16 protein-coding genes and 2 tRNA genes are annotated in these 16,758 nt (G+C 53.1%); 6 read left to right on the forward strand and 12 right to left on the reverse strand.

Going from position 1 to position 16,758, the window contains the following annotated elements; genetic code table 11:
• Positions 1-33: 33 nt before the first annotated feature.
• Positions 34-1,437: a CCA tRNA nucleotidyltransferase gene (cca, locus tag M1158_04255; GenBank protein MCL5100296.1), complete on the forward strand. Its 1,404-nt coding sequence runs from the start codon at positions 34-36 to the stop codon at positions 1,435-1,437.
• A complete protein-coding gene (locus tag M1158_04260) occupies positions 1,404-2,213 on the forward strand; it encodes a hypothetical protein (GenBank protein ID MCL5100297.1) in 810 nt (269 codons plus the stop codon). The genes cca and M1158_04260 overlap by 34 nt, the downstream gene beginning before the upstream one ends.
• Before the next feature lies 1 nt (position 2,214).
• Here M1158_04260 and M1158_04265 read toward each other — a convergent pair whose 3' ends face one another.
• Positions 2,215-2,805, reverse strand: a complete 591-nt coding sequence (locus tag M1158_04265) for an AAA family ATPase (GenBank protein ID MCL5100298.1) — start codon at positions 2,803-2,805, stop codon at positions 2,215-2,217.
• On the reverse strand, positions 2,792-3,391 hold the full coding sequence (locus tag M1158_04270) for a hypothetical protein (GenBank protein ID MCL5100299.1): 600 nt from the start codon (positions 3,389-3,391) through the stop codon (positions 2,792-2,794). The genes M1158_04265 and M1158_04270 overlap by 14 nt, the downstream gene beginning before the upstream one ends.
• A 56-nt stretch (positions 3,392-3,447) precedes the next feature.
• Here M1158_04270 and M1158_04275 point away from each other — a divergent pair, with 56 nt between their 5' ends.
• The 3 genes from M1158_04275 (at position 3,448) to M1158_04285 (ending at position 5,264) form a co-directional block, all read left to right on the forward strand.
• Positions 3,448-3,687 (forward strand): DUF357 domain-containing protein, encoded by a 240-nt coding sequence (locus M1158_04275; GenBank protein ID MCL5100300.1) that lies wholly within the window; start codon positions 3,448-3,450, stop codon positions 3,685-3,687.
• Positions 3,684-4,787, forward strand: a complete 1,104-nt coding sequence (locus M1158_04280) for a hypothetical protein (protein MCL5100301.1) — start codon at positions 3,684-3,686, stop codon at positions 4,785-4,787. Before M1158_04275 ends, M1158_04280 begins: the two co-directional genes overlap by 4 nt.
• A 171-nt stretch (positions 4,788-4,958) precedes the next feature.
• Entirely contained in the window at positions 4,959-5,264 is a 306-nt protein-coding gene (locus tag M1158_04285; GenBank protein MCL5100302.1) for a hypothetical protein, read from the forward strand.
• 140 nt (positions 5,265-5,404) lie between these two features.
• Here the strand turns inward: M1158_04285 and M1158_04290 are convergent, their stop codons facing one another.
• The 10 genes from M1158_04290 to M1158_04335 all read right to left on the reverse strand — a co-directional run bounded on the left by M1158_04290 (position 5,405) and on the right by M1158_04335 (position 13,641).
• On the reverse strand, positions 5,405-6,061 hold the full coding sequence (locus tag M1158_04290; protein ID MCL5100303.1) for a peptidase C39 family protein: 657 nt from the start codon (positions 6,059-6,061) through the stop codon (positions 5,405-5,407).
• Positions 6,062-6,081: 20 nt separating this feature from the next.
• Positions 6,082-6,180: transfer RNA gene (locus M1158_04295), tRNA-Leu, on the reverse strand.
• Between the two features lie 162 nt (positions 6,181-6,342).
• A complete protein-coding gene (locus M1158_04300) occupies positions 6,343-7,425 on the reverse strand; it encodes a tyrosine--tRNA ligase (protein ID MCL5100304.1) in 1,083 nt (360 codons plus the stop codon).
• Positions 7,426-7,466: 41 nt separating this feature from the next.
• The gene (locus M1158_04305; protein MCL5100305.1) at positions 7,467-9,485 is read right to left on the reverse strand and encodes an MFS transporter; all 2,019 of its coding nucleotides are present in this window, start codon (positions 9,483-9,485) and stop codon (positions 7,467-7,469) included.
• A gap of 62 nt (positions 9,486-9,547) precedes the next feature.
• Positions 9,548-9,898 carry a translation elongation factor-like protein gene (locus tag M1158_04310; protein ID MCL5100306.1) on the reverse strand — a complete coding sequence of 117 codons (351 nt, stop codon included), beginning with the start codon at positions 9,896-9,898 and terminating at the stop codon, positions 9,548-9,550.
• Positions 9,899-9,998: 100 nt separating this feature from the next.
• Positions 9,999-10,988, reverse strand: coding sequence for a hypothetical protein (locus M1158_04315; protein ID MCL5100307.1), 990 nt, complete (start codon positions 10,986-10,988; stop codon positions 9,999-10,001).
• An 11-nt stretch (positions 10,989-10,999) separates the two neighbouring features.
• Positions 11,000-11,395 (reverse strand): metal-dependent transcriptional regulator, encoded by a 396-nt coding sequence (locus tag M1158_04320; GenBank protein MCL5100308.1) that lies wholly within the window; start codon positions 11,393-11,395, stop codon positions 11,000-11,002.
• 112 nt (positions 11,396-11,507) lie between these two features.
• Positions 11,508-12,005 (reverse strand): hypothetical protein, encoded by a 498-nt coding sequence (locus M1158_04325; protein MCL5100309.1) that lies wholly within the window; start codon positions 12,003-12,005, stop codon positions 11,508-11,510.
• Between the two features lie 172 nt (positions 12,006-12,177).
• A complete protein-coding gene (locus M1158_04330; protein MCL5100310.1) occupies positions 12,178-13,356 on the reverse strand; it encodes an AAA family ATPase in 1,179 nt (392 codons plus the stop codon).
• 213 nt (positions 13,357-13,569) lie between these two features.
• Positions 13,570-13,641 (reverse strand) — tRNA-Thr (locus M1158_04335).
• 90 nt (positions 13,642-13,731) lie between these two features.
• On the opposite strand from M1158_04335, the gene M1158_04340 reads away from it, so the two are divergent.
• A complete protein-coding gene (locus M1158_04340) occupies positions 13,732-16,713 on the forward strand; it encodes a right-handed parallel beta-helix repeat-containing protein (GenBank protein ID MCL5100311.1) in 2,982 nt (993 codons plus the stop codon).
• The last annotated feature ends 45 nt before the right edge of the window (positions 16,714-16,758 follow it).

Here is a 16,758-nt window from a genome sequence, read left to right on the forward strand (position 1 = left end):
AATACTGCGGTGCAATACATTAAGCGTGACACTATGGCAGGTGGAAAAGGGCATGATAAGAAGCTCGCAGCACTTCTCTCCAGGATTGTAGCTGACATACGCCCTTCCGAGTCCGAAATAGCAGCTGCCAGCAGGTACTCGAACGAGCTGATGGGCAGGCTGAGGCGCGTCCTGCCAAAAGACGTCGAGATAATACTCGCGGGCTCTGTTGCGCGCGGCACGCAGATACGCGGCGCGTCTGACATAGACATATTCCTGCTCTTCCCGAAGGGCGTGCAGGAGCGCACCATGGAAGCAGAGGCGCTCAGGGTCGCAAAGAAGATCGTGTCAAGGAAGGACGGCGAAAGCTACGAGATAAACTATGCGGAGCATCCCTACCTCAAGCTCATAAACAGAAAACTTGGATTCACTGCCGACATAGTGCCGGCATTCAAGATACGCGACGCGGGCGACATGGGCACATCGGTGGACCGCACGCAGCTCCACAACGAGTTCGTGAAGGCGCACCTGGGCGTGCGCCAGCTCGATGACGTAAGGCTGCTCAAGCATTTCCTTGACAGCCACAGGATATACGGCGCCGAGGCGCGCGTCTCTGGTTTCTCCGGCTATCTCTGCGAGCTTCTCATATATCATTACGGTTCATTCATTGCCGCAATAGAGAAGCTCTCCGCCCTGAAGCTCCCTCTCGTGATACGCATACTGGGCAACAAGGAGGTCACTGACAGCAGAGAAGTCGAGGCTGCGCTCAAGCGCTTTGGCTCGCGGTTCATAGTCATAGACCCGACGGACAGCAACAGGAATGTCGCGGCCAATGTCTCAATCGAGTCTCTCTCCAGGCTGGTGATGGCGTCTAGGATGCTGCTGCGCAGCCCTTCCGTCAAATCATTCTATGGACCGAAGATTGCAGATATCGCTTCTCGTGCATGGCTCTCGCAGCTCATCAAGAGCTATGGCTTCGACGTCCACACGATAGCTGTAAAGCTGCCGAGCATATCAGAAGACACGCTCTGGCCGCAGCTCAAGCGCCTTGCCGGGTCGATTTCCGGAAGGATGGAGAGCGAGGGCTTCAAGCCGTTGCTTTCACTGCAGTACATGGACGGCAACGAAGCGATAATGTCGTTCGTCACTAACAGGACGGAAATGAATGCGAGGGTGGTGGAAGGCCCACCAGTCGGCATGGCCGAGGGTGCAGAGCTTTTCTACAAGAAGCACAAGCACGGATCAAATGTCTCGATCGAGGGCGAGCGCCTCTTCTCGCTGGAGAGCGCCCAGTTTCCAAATGCTCATGAACTGCTGTCTCGTCTCCTAACAGATAGTAAGTTCGGCTTCCCGTCGCACATAGGCAAGAAGCACGCGCCGAGGCGCGCGTCTCTGGTTTCTCCGGCTATCTCTGCGAGCTTCTCATATATCATTACGGTTCATTCATTGCCGCAATAGAGAAGCTCTCCGCCCTGAAGCTCCCTCTCGTGATACGCATACTGGGCAACAAGGAGGTCACTGACAGCAGAGAAGTCGAGGCTGCGCTCAAGCGCTTTGGCTCGCGGTTCATAGTCATAGACCCGACGGACAGCAACAGGAATGTCGCGGCCAATGTCTCAATCGAGTCTCTCTCCAGGCTGGTGATGGCGTCTAGGATGCTGCTGCGCAGCCCTTCCGTCAAATCATTCTATGGACCGAAGATTGCAGATATCGCTTCTCGTGCATGGCTCTCGCAGCTCATCAAGAGCTATGGCTTCGACGTCCACACGATAGCTGTAAAGCTGCCGAGCATATCAGAAGACACGCTCTGGCCGCAGCTCAAGCGCCTTGCCGGGTCGATTTCCGGAAGGATGGAGAGCGAGGGCTTCAAGCCGTTGCTTTCACTGCAGTACATGGACGGCAACGAAGCGATAATGTCGTTCGTCACTAACAGGACGGAAATGAATGCGAGGGTGGTGGAAGGCCCACCAGTCGGCATGGCCGAGGGTGCAGAGCTTTTCTACAAGAAGCACAAGCACGGATCAAATGTCTCGATCGAGGGCGAGCGCCTCTTCTCGCTGGAGAGCGCCCAGTTTCCAAATGCTCATGAACTGCTGTCTCGTCTCCTAACAGATAGTAAGTTCGGCTTCCCGTCGCACATAGGCAAGAAGCACGCGCACCTCTTTATCGGCGCACTGCCGGAGAGATACGCTAAGATGCTGCGCCTCGCGTACGAGATAAAGATGAACGTATAAGTCAGAGCTTGTACCTGTTGCCGCTCCTTGCCATGCCTGCAAGCGCTCTGATTTTGTCGTGTGATTTCAGCTTCGGGGCCGTTGCCTTCTTTCCCGAAGCCCTTAGAGTTATGTAACGTTTGACAAGTTCATACTCGCTCCGCTCCTCAATCTCATAAATTTCGCTGGCCAGTCCATCCATCGACAATCCGCAGTAGTCGAGGGCCTCAGAGATTATGTTCTCCCTTATTTTCTCTGCATGGTATTTCCTTGCAGCTAGCCTCACGACAAGCCTCTTCAGGCTCAACCTTGTGATTACGGCAATGTCGCACTTTATGCCGAGATCCGGAGCCAGATGGCCTACCACTACGGCAAGCCCTTTCGCCGCGCCTATGCGCCTCTTCACTGCGCTGGCGAGCCTTTTCATGTCAACTTCCTTGGAGCCGTGCCACGTTTTGCCTGTATAGAGCCCAAGCTCCCTTGCAACATCGTTTATCTCTATGACCGAAGGATTTTCTATGTGCAGGGCAAGCGTCCTTGCGAATGTGCTCTTGCCCGTGCCGGGCGTGCCTGTAACCACGACCACAAGCCTGCTGCCATTACTTCGAGGCAAAGGTCATCACTCCGTCGAGCAGGCCGTTGACCTCGTCGCGCGCCGCATCTATCGTCACTATTGCGTTCGGCTGCAGATTCACCCTTATCACGTAGTTCTTTGCGTTCGTGCTGAAAAGCCATTCGCCTATGTTGTAGTTCCTGTACGTGCGGCTGAAGTCCGCCACGACAGTCGACGCGGCCACGAGCTTCTGCACCAGAGACAGCACTGAGTTGTCGACGCTGCTTATGTAGAACACCTCGTCGCGCGTCTCGTCCCTGTCCATCGCGTCAGGCTTTATCATTGGCACGCTGTTCTGCTTGGCCTGCAGCGAGATGTTCTGGCCGAGCTGCTTGGTTATGGAATCGCACTTCAGCGCATCACTCTCGAAGCTCTTGCGCTCCTCTGGCATGCTGTCTATGGTCTCAGAGACGTAGTTGTCTATGTCCTCGCGTATGTTGTCAATGGTCGTATTGAGGTTGGCCGTGCCGGAATACCTGCCAGGACTGGCAAGGAGGCCGCGCAGCGACATGTTGTATTTCTGCTTCACTGTGGGCTCTACCGAGTCTATGAGAATCCCGGCAGGCTCGCTCCAGTTGTCAGGCATCAAGACACCGTTATTTATAGCCAAGCTCATATTAAAAAACTTGCTTAGGTGAGGCATTGGAAGACGATGCGCAGGTTAGGAAGCGCATAGAGAAGGACCTTGCGCTGTTCGAAGAGTCGGTGCGCGGCATCAAAGCGCAGCCGGGCGGCCAGGCCAAGGTGCTAGAGCTCGCGAAGATGTACGCCTCTGACTCAAGGAGCTTCCTGGACAAGGGAGACCTATACACATCGTTTTCAGCAATAGCATACGCCCACGGGCTCATAGACGCGCTAAAGGCTATGGAGGGGATTGAATGACATACAAAGAGGGCAAGGCGGTAATACGCTACCACTCCAAGGCTTTCATCAACCCGCACGCAAGGTTCACGCGCGACATCGGCACGGCTCTGGCCGTGCGATTATTGCCAAATCATTACTCTGTGCTAGACCCTACCGCTGCAACAGGCATACGCGGCATGCGCTACGCGCTCGAAGCACGTGCCGGAAGTGCCACCTTCCTGGAGATAAACAAATCTGCTTACAAGGACCTGAAGCTGAACGTCAAGGGCATGCCGCGCGGCGTTGATGCTAGGGCACTGAACACAAGCGTTCAGGAATTTGCCAATACATCGCATGAAAGGTTCGACCTCATAGACCTGGATCCGTTCGGGAGCGCAGCCCCTTACATACACGACATGCTCAAACTTGCAAAGGACCACACGGCATTCTTCGTCACTGCCACCGATACTGCAGTCCTTTGCGGCGCCCACGCCAAGGCGTGCGTTCGCATGTACGACGCTTTGCCTATGCACAATGTACTGTCGCACGAGACCGGCCTCCGTATACTAATAGGATATGTGGCGCGCACAGCCGCACAGTATGATCTCGGCATAGACGTGGAGCTCGCGTTCACCTACATGCATTACATGCGGGCTATGTTGGTGCTCAGGCACGGAGCGAAGAGCGTCGATGCTACCGCTAAGGAAATAGGCTACGCATACTATTGCAGGAAATGCTGCAACGCCTTCTATGTGAAGGGGCGCGTTCCGGAGAAGCAGATGTGCGGCTTCTGCGGTGCGGAAGTCGAGGGTGCAGGGCCTCTCTGGCTGGGCGCGCTGAGAAGCACAGCCGCATCGAAGGCGCTTATTGAGTATACAACTGACGAAGGCATTCCGGCTCCGGACCGGAAGTTCGCGTCCATGATGGCCAGCGAACCTGACGTGCCGCTTTACTACAGCCTGCCATATATCACCAAGAGCATGGGCATCCCGTCGGTGCCGATAGGCGCAGTGATAGACGAGCTAAGGCGGGCCGGCACTATCGCGGCGAGGACAAGCCTCGAGGCTAACTGCATAAAGACTGCTGCTGGCATAGAAGCGGTGCGCGATGCCGTGAAGCGCGCCTCTTCCAGGCGCTGATGGCCCAAAACTACCAATATAAAAATCTTGTCCTTGCAAGTTTTCGGGCTTGTCGCCGTAATCCCGCAATTCCGCTTTTCTTTGTTTTGCGCGTATTAGCGGAATTGTAAGTTATAAATAGGTGGAAAATCAAAATCCCTAACAAGGGTGAAAGGGTGAGTGGGGGACAAAATGGCGAAAAGCGGAGAGGCAGGGGTTAGAGTAAGCGGCATTGGTGCCGCTGCGAGAGGGGCAAAACACAGCTGCGCAATATGCGGGAGGCAGCTAGGCAAGACGGAAGTGAAATTCGTCTTGCCATCGAGGGCTCTGAGCAAGTCCAGCATGAACTTATCGGAGAGGCTGGCATGCGTGGAGTGCTACGCGATGATGGCGAGAAAGAGCCGCGTGAGAGCGCCGGCAGTGCAGAGACAGAGCTTTATACGCCGCATAGCAGTAGGCAGCAGCATAGCCCAAAGCATAGTGCAGGGCGCCAAATAATACCGGAAGGCCGCATTCGTAGAGGGTTCGCTCGCTCCTAAGAACTCCACCTTATTTGTGCCGTACTGCCCGCATAGCAGGAATGCGCAGCTCACGCACGCCCTTGCATGACGTTATAACTTATCGAAAAGTCGAAACGCTCAGCGCTTCCTCGCCGACACGACAACCATGTGGGACTCGTTCTCATAGCCTATCGCGTCCCTGAAGACGTTGGGTTCCATGGCCATTGTGCTGTCTGAATAAGGATCGTTGACGTACAGCGTGTCCTCGTCGTAGCCCTTCACGACAACCCAGTGCGGCGACGCCTCGAGGTACGGATTTATTACGTTCGCATTGACCAGCACGATTGGTATCTTGTTACTGTTTATCGCCTTCTTTATTGAGCTCACGGTCACCTGGCCGTGCTCCTCGCTTATGTGCATTTCCTTCACGTGGTCGCGTATCTCGTTGAACGATGATTTCAACGTATCGAGATTTATCCCCTCATACACAGCGAGCTTCTTCTCGTAGCCCTCGTCCTTCACGTTCGTGCTTATGATCTCGGGCCTTGCGCCGCGCTTGGCCAGCGCGTATGCCAGGCCGTACCTGGAGCCGTGCCAGACGCTGCCGCTCACCGCTTCCTTCCATATGTTGAACTCCTCGTCCCTCTTTGACTTGAAGTTCTTGTTAACATACTTCAATACCATCATGGCGCACGCTGCCGAGCTCGTAAACTCCTCGCTCTGCGCATAGTTCGGTATCTCGAACATCCTTGACTTCTTGAGCTTCGATGAAGCCCTTGCCTTGTTCTTCGCCATGCTTTTCACCTGAACGCAAGTGCAGGGAGGGAGATTTGCTCAATTTTTTTTGAACTCCCGCAGGCCTAAGCCAACGGATCTTGAGTCCGTCGCGTTTGACCAGGCTCCGCCATCCCTGCACGGTACGTTATCTAACATCATATACATAATATTATGCATGCAACGCTGATAACCGCCGGAGATCGCGCCCAGTGAGTGTTGCTCTCTTTTGATATTTATACCTTTCCACGTAAAATTCACGTCGCTTTTTAAGGCTTGCGCCTCTGCTCCGTCGGAAACGCCTACTTTGTTATCTGGTAGCCTTTCACTGTTTCATAGAGCTCACGCGCCTTGGCGTTCTTCTCAAAGTGCTCCCTTATCGGCCTGACCTTCCTCTCGAGCTGCTCCGCTACGTAGGCCTTGAGGTCGGCCGGATGTATGAGCCCCTTCTCATAGTGCCTTACCAGATCGCTGAAATCCTTCAGCTCTATCTGGCCCCCGAACTTCTGTGGCCTGTCTATGGTAATCGGCTCTGACTTGTCTTCCACGATAAGCATGTCGATAAAGTTTATGATCGGGTTCCCTTCTACGATTTTTTCCGGGCAGTATGCCGAGTCTATCTTCCTCTTTATGTCTGCTGCGCTGTCATGCACCAATATGGAGGAGTTTGTGTCTGATTTGGACATCTTGAAGCTCATGAGCCCCTCCTCGTCCTTGCCATTTATGCCCTGCGGCACGCCTCTCAGGCCGAGCAGGTAGGGGTGATGCACGGCCACAGGCACCTTCCAGCCATACCTGTGCGCCACCTCTCTCGCGAGTATGTTGGCCTTCCTCTGGTCGATGCCCAGCTGACAGATGTCTATGTCCATCTGGAATATGTCGGTTACCTGCATGGCAGGATAGTAGAGTTGCGCCACTTCGAGCGCCTCGCCCTCCTTCCTGCCCATTATCGTGATGGCGCGCCTTGCCCTGTCAAGCGATATGGCCTTGCCAACAGTGAGGAACCGGTCCCAGTAAGAGAAGTTGTCCATGAGGTCCTTGGCCCAGACGACTTTCACCTTGTCCATGTCTATGCCTGCGGCCTTCCACACCTCGACAAAGTACTCGCCGGCCTTCCTTATGTGGTCTATATCGCCGCCGAGCTTCTTGTTCACGAAAGCGAAGTAGTCCGCTATGTAGAGGTTGAATCTGATGCCTATGCCAAGCATCTTCTTTACGTTCTTGGCGCGCAGCAGGCCGAAGTGTATGGCCGCGAGGCCGGATGGCTCGAAACCATCATATGCCAGCGGGTGCTCCTTCGTCTCGAAGAGGTGCCGGAGCTCCTCCTCGGTGACTATCTCCTGGGCGAAGCTCTTTATTACCGCTATCTTCCCTTCCGCATCCATTGAACCGCATTATACATGCCAACAAAGCCTTTAAGTCTTCTCTATGGCGCGGTGCCAGCCCTCGCGCGCACTGTCGTCGCTATAAGGTAGCCGGCTGCCACGGCGAGAATGCCCGCGAGTATGAACGCGAACCAGTAGCCTATGTAGAACGAGAGATAGCCTGCCATGAGCGCGCCGGCAAGCGAGCCAAGGCCGGCCATGCCGCTGTATACGCCGAGCTTCCTGCCCCTTTTTTCGTCGCCCAGCGCCTCGAAGAGTATGGTGTTGAACGCTGTGTAAAATAGCGCGTACGCCATGCCTGCAGCAATAGGATAGAGAATGAAGCCGCCGACGAAGTTCGCAGCGCCTCCCAGCACAAGGAATATGACTCCCAGCGCCGCATAGCCTACGCCGCGAACCTCAAGCGATGTCGTCGCAACTCCGAGCTTGTTTCCCCTGCGCTCCGCGAACCTGCCCGAATTGTAGAACGCCATCGTCTGGATTATGTAGCCCATCAGCAGCACAAGCAGCACCTGGAAGTTGTCAAGGCCCTTGAAGCGCAGGCCCGCGGGATATGCCGTGTTGAATATGGTCGCGCTGACGTAGAACGTCAGCGTCGCGGCATACAGCATGTTCAGGTTGGTCTTCGCGGGCATCCTGAGCAGCTTTGACGTTGAGAGCTTTGCGATGAAAGCCCTCGTTCCGTCGATTGTCATTTTCCTCAGGAAGATGAAGCGCGACGTGATGAGATGGCTGTTGAACGCATGCACGCTGCCAAGCAGCGAGCGCCTCTCGAGGAGCCTGGCAGGCTCTTTTATGAGCCCGGTCATCAGCAGGGCAGCCACGGCGAACGGAACCAGCGCGAGTATGAACGCGAACCAGTAGCCTATGTAGAACGAGAGATAGCCTGCCATGAGCGCGCCGGCAAGCGAGCCAAGGCCGGCCATGCCGCTGTATACGCCGAGCTTCCTGCCCCTTTTTTCGTCGCCCAGCGCCTCGAAGAGTATGGTGTTGAACGCTGTGTAAAATAGCGCGTACGCCATGCCTGCAGCAATAGGATAGAGAATGAAGCCGCCGACGAAGTTCGCAGCGCCTCCCAGCACAAGGAATATGACTCCCAGCGCCGCATAGCCTACGCCGCGAACCTCAAGCGATGTCGTCGCAACTCCGAGCTTGTTTCCCCTGCGCTCCGCGAACCTGCCCGAATTGTAGAACGCCATCGTCTGGATTATGTAGCCCATCAGCAGCACAAGCAGCACCTGGAAGTTGTCAAGGCCCTTGAAGCGCAGGCCCGCGGGATATGCCGTGTTGAATATGGTCGCGCTGACGTAGAACGTCAGCGTCGCGGCATACAGCATGTTCAGGTTGGTCTTCGCGGGCATCCTGAGCAGCTTTGACGTTGAGAGCTTTGCGATGAAAGCCCTCGTTCCGTCGATTGTCATTTTCCTCAGGAAGATGAAGCGCGACGTGATGAGATGGCTGTTGAACGCATGCACGCTGCCAAGCAGCGAGCGCCTCTCGAGGAGCCTGGCAGGCTCTTTTATGAGCCCGGTCATCAGCAGGGCAGCCACGGCGAACGGAACCAGCGCGAGCATTATGATACCGATTCCGACGAAACCAGATAGGAACGTCACCAGCATGAAGCCGGCCATGCCGCCAAGCGCCATGAACATCTGCAGCCTGGAGAAGCCCTCGGCCCAGCGCTCCTTGGAATTTGTCTCCATAATGAGCAGGTTCATCGGCATGCTGTTGGCAGTTATCATGAATGAGAGCACGCCGTAGCTCACTATGATCATGATTATGGACCTGAACGCGTACATCGCGAGCAGCGAGCCTATCAGGCCGATGAAAGAGAGCGCGATGAACACTCGGCGCCTGTTGTACGTGTCGATGAGCCGCCCCCAGAATATGCTCGCCAGCACCCACAGCGCATTCGAGAACGTTATGGCGTAAGATGCGTCAATGACGCTGCCATGAAGGTCAAGTATGTAAAGTATGACGAGGCTGGAGAGCGTGCCGTACGCAATCTGGTAGGGAATGTTGAGATACATCCATCTGCCAGGCCTGTCTGCCTCAGCCATCAAAGCACCAATGGATTCGCACTCACCCTGTCCCTGCGCGCATGCTGCTGCCTATGCATGCACTACTCCTGCCCCACGACATAGACTAGGCTGCCCTCAGCTACCGGCTCATCGGTCTTTATGCCGACGTCGTCGCCATTCTTTGCCTCGCTGACGTCCTGCCTCTCTATCTGCATGCTCGACACCTTCTGCCTGAGCCGCGCCTCGCCCTTCACCACCTCTATCGTGTCGCCAACCTTCAGGTGCCCGGTAAGCACCACCGCGGCCACGCCGATTTTGCTGAAGAAGTGCTCGACCTTGCCCACAAGGACGCGTTGCTCGCCAGGCCCTTCCTGCTGGTGTTCCCTGGCATCGAGTTCATTCTGGTCGTTTACGAGGGAGTCTATGTTGTCCGCATTGCCCTTTCCCCACATTGGACCACTGCTAATCCATGCAAATCGCAGTATTAAATAACAGTCGGTAAGGGCCCCGTAGCAAGGGCGCAGGGATGCCTATGCTCGGCCAATTGCCTGCTCAAACGCCCTGCTGCTGCTTTGCGGCGGCCGTGCCCATATAGCCAAGCTGTTTGGCCGAGCGCATCGCAAGCACGTATCCGGCATAACCCAATACGATTACGCTTATTATTACAAGGAAGAAGCCTATGCCCAGCGAGTCAAGGTTGTGCACCTTTATGCCAGTTGCTATAGCGAAACCGAGAATCTGCGGGAATGTAAGTATCAGCGCTCCTCCTACAATGAACACGATCCCGCCGTACTTCAGCACGAAAGTTGACATGTAGACGGATACGAAGCGCAGCCCCTTCTCGGTAAGCTTTTTGATCTTGCGCATGTACCCGCCGAAGAACGCTCCGAACGCTATCTGCATCGTCATCGTGCCGAGCCCGAAGAGCGCGCCAGGCAGCCAGCCCAGCCATGCTGAGTGCATTGCAGGAGAGAGCACCGTGTATATGATGAGTGCGAATGCGCCGAATCCGAATCCCGCTATGAAGCCATGCACGAGCGCGAGCTTTGAAGGCACCGGCTTAGTGGATATGCTGTCATCGCAGCAGAGTGCAGGATTTACCTTGTGCTCAAGCTCTAGGTGTTGTTCCTTGCTGCCGTGCTTGTGTATGCCGAGCGCCTCGCCGAGCCTCTCCTCAATGTAGTGCCAGTGAGGGTACCTGCCCCTTCCGGCTATGTAGAACCCCGCGCCGGCCATCGCTATGCCGACTATTATGTAGGTGACGCCGAACGCGAAGTTCGACATGAAAATAGCCGCGAGTGCGAAGAATGCGATCTCAGAGAGTATTGCGCGCTGCACAGTGAAGCCCGTGGAGAACAGGAGCCCTGCCTTCGCTCCTCCTTTTACGCTGTAGCTGCCTATCGCATACGAGAACGTTATCGGCCACGTGTGCTCATCGGGCGTTATTCCGTGTATTATGCCAAGGACGTACGAAAGTATGATCGCCTCGAGTATCGTCACGTTGGTTGGATTCCAAAAATTGAGGTTTAACGCTATAGGCATGTCGCACCACGTTAATTCCGCACCGGCCGTATCGGCTTGCCATGGGGGCAAAGCCCTGGCTCGCGCAGCTTTTCAAAGATCTTTATCGCGGTCTTGTTGCTTATCAGGAAGTCCAGCTTGTTGCACTCGCTGCATGCCTCTTTCACTCCGACGCCGTTTCTTGCAAGGAGCGTCTCAATGACCCTGTGCCTGAACCTTATGCCGTCCTCTTCCTCCATCCCGAGCCGGGTCATCTCCACCAGGCCATCCTTGCTCCTCTTCACCATTCCGGCCCCGGCAAGCCTTTTCACGAGCATATAGGCGGTAGACGGCTTTATGCCTAGCCTTTTGCTCAGGCGCGTGAGCTTTATGCTGCCTTCATCTGCTATCACCGCGAGGCAGTCCTTCTCTCTCCTGGTTATCCCCATGTCAGTGCCACCAATAATTTAGTATTATACTAAATAATTTAGTATGCTACTAATTAATAAGGCTTTCGTATTGGAGCATCGAGTCTCTGATTTGGTTGCAGCCTTACAGAATTCACTTTGCGAACCTTATGTAAATCCTACGGTACTGCAGCAGCACCGCCGCTACCAGAACTACGATTATTGTAAGGTATGCGTACAGGAATGGGGAGGCGCTGCCCTTGACACTGGAGCCTATGCTGATCGTCAAAACTACGCTCAGCACTCCCAAAAATGCGATTACCAATGCGTGCACCGTGAATATCATGCTGAACGCAATGCTCTGCTTGTTCTTGCCGTCCTTCTGCTCCCCGATATGATAGAACAGCGAAGGCAGGTTCATAAGGTATGGGTATCTCTCGAATAGCGTGTACCTGTATCTGATTATCAGAAGGAGCACCACCAGTACGCACGTGAACACAAACGGAGCTATGAACAATGCCGTTGTCCTGCTTGTGGTCCCTAAATAATGCGCACCTACAATCCAAGCAGAGAGAACAAGCAGCACTCCAATAACGATTAGTACCTTTGCCGCTCCTTCAAGCCCGTATCTATTAAGCGTTCTTCCGGCCATAAGTATAACATCCAGTCAGACTATATAAGCCTTATGGGACTTAAACTGAATTTCAGAAGCCCCGAGAGGGCACGCCTCCACGCAAGCCAACTCACAATTGACAAGAGTTGAAATACTTCTATTTGCTGTACTGGTTTTGGGTGTATTTGTGCATCTTCTGTTGCATTTGTAACTAATACAAAAATCCGAATAAAAATAAAGGTATCTTGTTTTCTTGGAAATCGATCGAATCTACTGCAATGTAATCGGCATTGCTTGTCTTCCTCCATTTGCCGCTTACTTCTATAACTGTTCCATTTACTGCAAAATCTGGGGTCTTTTCTCCCCTTTCTGTTTTAAAGTAACAGTTTGGCTTCACACAATTCACAAAAAACTCTTCCCTTTTTGCCCCAATATCGGTATCTGCCTTTTGTGAACTATTAAGGGCCTGGCGGAAAGGTATGCTTAAGAATATCTTCGGCTCCTTCCTAAAGCCCTCTTTGCATGGAAAGAGCTGCAAAATAATCCCAACCTTCGAAAGGTCGTTTATGAATTTTATTGCTGTTACCTTGCTTATTTCCAAATAACTTGCTATACTTGAGTAGCTTACCTCATACGGTCCCGAGGCAGCCACTTTATAAAGCAGCTTATAAAGCTTGTTTGTCGAATTTATGTCAATCTCTTTAAGGCTTGCCAAATCAGTAACAAGCATCTTTTCTATAGTATTTAGTATCGCTTCTGGGTATTCTTTCTCAATATCATCATATAATATGCCTCCATATCTATAGTATTCTTCCATATACGGGGCAAATCTTGCATACTTTGTTAAAATATCCCTGCGTTTTGGAAGGTGAATAAGGTCATCAAAATGCACAGATTCTAAATTCTCGTTTTTCTTTATATTCAAATATTCTCTTAAAGAGGCAGGTTTCAACTCGTGCATTATTGCGCGCCTGCTAAGGTCTGCACCTTTTTGCAATTCAATTGCCGAAGAACCTGTGAATATTATGTTTGCATTGCCTTCGTCATAAAGCGTTTTAATATCCGAAGTCCAACCTGATCTTGTATGGATTTCGTCTATATACATATTCTTATATCCTTTATCTAAAGCATATGATACTATATCATAAATGTCATACTTTAACAGATATTTTGCATCTACCGGTATATAAAGTGATTTTTCTTTTAAGGCGGCCAACTGCAGCAGAAGAACTGTTTTGCCAATGCCTCTTATCCCATATATGCCATGGTAAAATTTTGGCGATGCTGCCTTGAGTTCTTCAAAAATGTACCTATGTTTGCCTAAACGCTTTGCTTTTTCTATCTGCTTTCCGCTGTTAAGCTCTAGCCTTGAAAATATCTCGCTTTCCATATGGATCTATTGGTAATGATAATTATAAATACATTTTGTTTACTACAATAAACGAAATGCATGCATCTTGTTTGTTATAATAAACCAAATAAACCTAATCTTAATCCATCAAACCATGTATAAAAGAGCATAAAAATAGACTCTTTTCTTTTAGGCCTTCATCGCCTTTATACTTTAGTATGAACCTAAGCGGGTTCCTTACTTAAAGTTAAGAGCCCCGAGAGGGATTTGAACCCTCGGCTTCCAGTTTACGAAACTGGCACTCTACCGCTGAGTTACCGGGGCCTGCGCCGCCTTCCAATCCTATGCTTAGACATATAAAGCTTTAAAGATAAACGCAGTTGATTACCTGATTAATTTGCTGAGGTATTGAGGATGGCCGACCAGCCTTTTGACATGCAAAGCGGCGATGCTGGCAAAGAGCCGCAGATGCCTGACCCGGGCATCCCAGGCCAAGAAGCGGTTTCCACGCCTGGCATACCGCAGCAGGACTGGCAGAGCCAAGGCACGAAATTCGATGTGACGCCATCCCGCCCCGTGCAGCCCCAATACTACAAGCCCGCGCGGTTCGGGCCGCCTGTGCGCAATATAGCGATAATAGGCGTTATCGTGGTGGTTGCCGTAATCGGCGTACTATTCGCGTCAGGTGTGCTAACCCACCGCACTGTAACCACGACAATAGCCACTACTACGGCAATGCCCGTCGGCGCAATATCATCGTGCCAGGCAATAAACGCGTCAGGCTCGTATTACCTGTCGGGCGACGTGTCATCGCATGGCTCTGGCGCATGCATAACGATAAAAGCAAGCGACGTCTCGCTGATATGCAACCAGAACCGCATAACCGGCTCTGGGCCGTACGGCAATTCGACGCCTTACACGTATGGGATCGCGGTCAACGGCAGCGATGACACCATAAGCGGCTGCGTTGTCAGCGCATTCTCATACGGCATATACGCAACGTACGCCCCTTCTCTAACCCTTACGCGCAACAACGTCTCGCAGAACGCAATGGCTGACGTGTACCTTTACAATTCGCCGAACAGCACGCTGAGCATGAACTACCTATCAAAGGCACCGAGCTACCAGGGCGCCCTCTACATGTCTGGCGACACTGCTGGCACAAGCGTGTACAACAACACTATAACGAACAACACTCAGTCTGGCATCTACATTGATTCGTCTGGCAACTCATTCAAAGATAATTACATTAACGGGTCGCAGTACTCTTTCACTTGTGTGCCTGTGTATGGATTCCCCAACAGCAGCACAGCGCTGTCAAACACATGCTACAACAACAACGGCTGTGACTTTGCCACGTGCATGGGCACGAACATGCCGCTCAACTTCTCGGCCATATCGCTTGGCAGCTCAATACGCACGTGCGGCTCGATAAACTCGCCAGGCCTGTACAGCCTGGAGAACGGCCTCAATGCAAGCCGCAGCCTGTCCGTGCAGCCGTGCATAACGGTGAACGCCAGCAATGTGGAGCTCAGCTGCAACCGCATGCCGATAACCGGCGCATATATAGGGATAAGCGCGGCCTCTGAATCAGGAATACAGCTCAGCGACTGCAACATAAGCGATTCCCAGATAGGCATAGCGTTCGACAACGTGGTTCATTCGAACGTCACCAACAGCACGCTCGCCACCGGGAGCACAGGTGTACTTATCCAGAAATCAAGGGACAACACGCTGCTCGGCCTGAAGGCCACCGGCTATGCCAGCGGCATATACCTGTCCAACTCAACGCTTAACACGGTGCAGTCATTCAATGCATCGGGCAACACGTACGGCATATACCTGGCAAACTCGACCGGCAATGTCTTCACGCGCGGCGTGGCCCAGAATAACAGCCGGATGGACGTCTTCGCGACTAACAGCTCAGCAGGCCAGAACTACAACCTGATGCAGGGCACGTCCTGCGGCCTAACCGATGCTGCATGGGCCACATGCGCGCAGCATTATTCCCCATTGCTCAAGTACTATCCGGTGAACGGATGCATGATAGTAAGCAGGTCAGGCAACTACACGCTGACAAGCAACGTGCTCACAGGCTCGCCGGAGTGCCTGGGCATAACCGCCAACGATGTTCGGTTCTCGTGCAACGGCTTCTCCATAACTCAGTTGAAGCCCAGCATCAACAGCACGGCATTCCAGATCGCAAATGTGAACAACGTATCACTATCTAACTGCACGATCGTATCGTTCACGCGCGGAATTACGGTAAGGAACGCAACTGGCGTACACGTCAACTCATCGCGCATAAGCTCCAGCCCTACAGGCATATCACTCTACAGGGTGTCAAACTCATCTGTGCATGGCAATCGCATATCCTCAAGCTCTGTTGCAGGAATAAGCATGCTGTCTGTCAGCAACACCAGCATATACTCTAACAACGTGACACAGGGCTCGCCTGGTATTGGCATAACGATGAATGCATCGCTCAACAATGACGTTTACAGCAATTTCATGTCCGGTGACTCGATGGGCATGTATTTCGGCCAGGGCTCGCTGAACAATACTGTGTCTAACAATATGGTGCAGCTCAGCGGCACCTACGACTACGCCTGCAGCCCATCGGCCAGCTCGCTCGAAGCGGAGAACGGTGGCGTGAACTACGGCACGAAGAAGAGCGGCTGCTCGTGGCTGGCCGCCATCACGCAGCCCGTAATGAGCATATGCACTGCATTCACGTCCCCTACGACCTACCAGTTTACATCTGACATGGAATATTCGACAGGCACGCTGTGCTACGGCATATACTCAAACGACACGACAATCAACTGCATGGGCCACACTGTGCTGGCCGAGAACGGCGGCACGTTCGCGCTCTTCAAGAACGTCAAGTCGGGAACAATAGAGAACTGCAACCTGAAGGGCTTCACGAAACCGATCGTCGCGATAAACTCGAGCGTTACCGTGCAGAACAATACAATATTCAGCAACGCGACCGGCGCGCCATCGCAGGCCTCAATAAGCATATCAAATTCGCAGGGCGCAGACGTCCTGTACAACAACATAACAACAGAATCTACGGGAGTTGCGCTGTACAACGTATCGGGCAACGAGCTGCGTGGCAACTACGTAGATTCGACGTACGACGCATACGACCTGTCCAATGCGACGGGCATAAACGTACAGGCAAACACGGCGCACAGCCTGAAGGGCGCAGGCCTGGTGTTCTCTGGTTCTATGGGGGATACGCTGGAAAACAACTTCCTTTATGGCTTCACCTACGGCCTGGCGTGCATAGGCTCCAGTTCCGGCTCAACATCGATTGTCGACAATGGCCAGAACACCTGCTCGCTGCAGGCCGGCTGCTCATGGCTCAAGGCCTCGCTATCAACGTGCTAGCCGTGCATACGTTTTTAGAGCTGGGCGCGCAAAGCGTTATCGGTG

The sequence above is a fragment of the Candidatus Marsarchaeota archaeon genome (assembly GCA_023473665.1).
Lineage (GTDB): Archaea > Micrarchaeota > Micrarchaeia > Micrarchaeales > Micrarchaeaceae > JAMCYM01.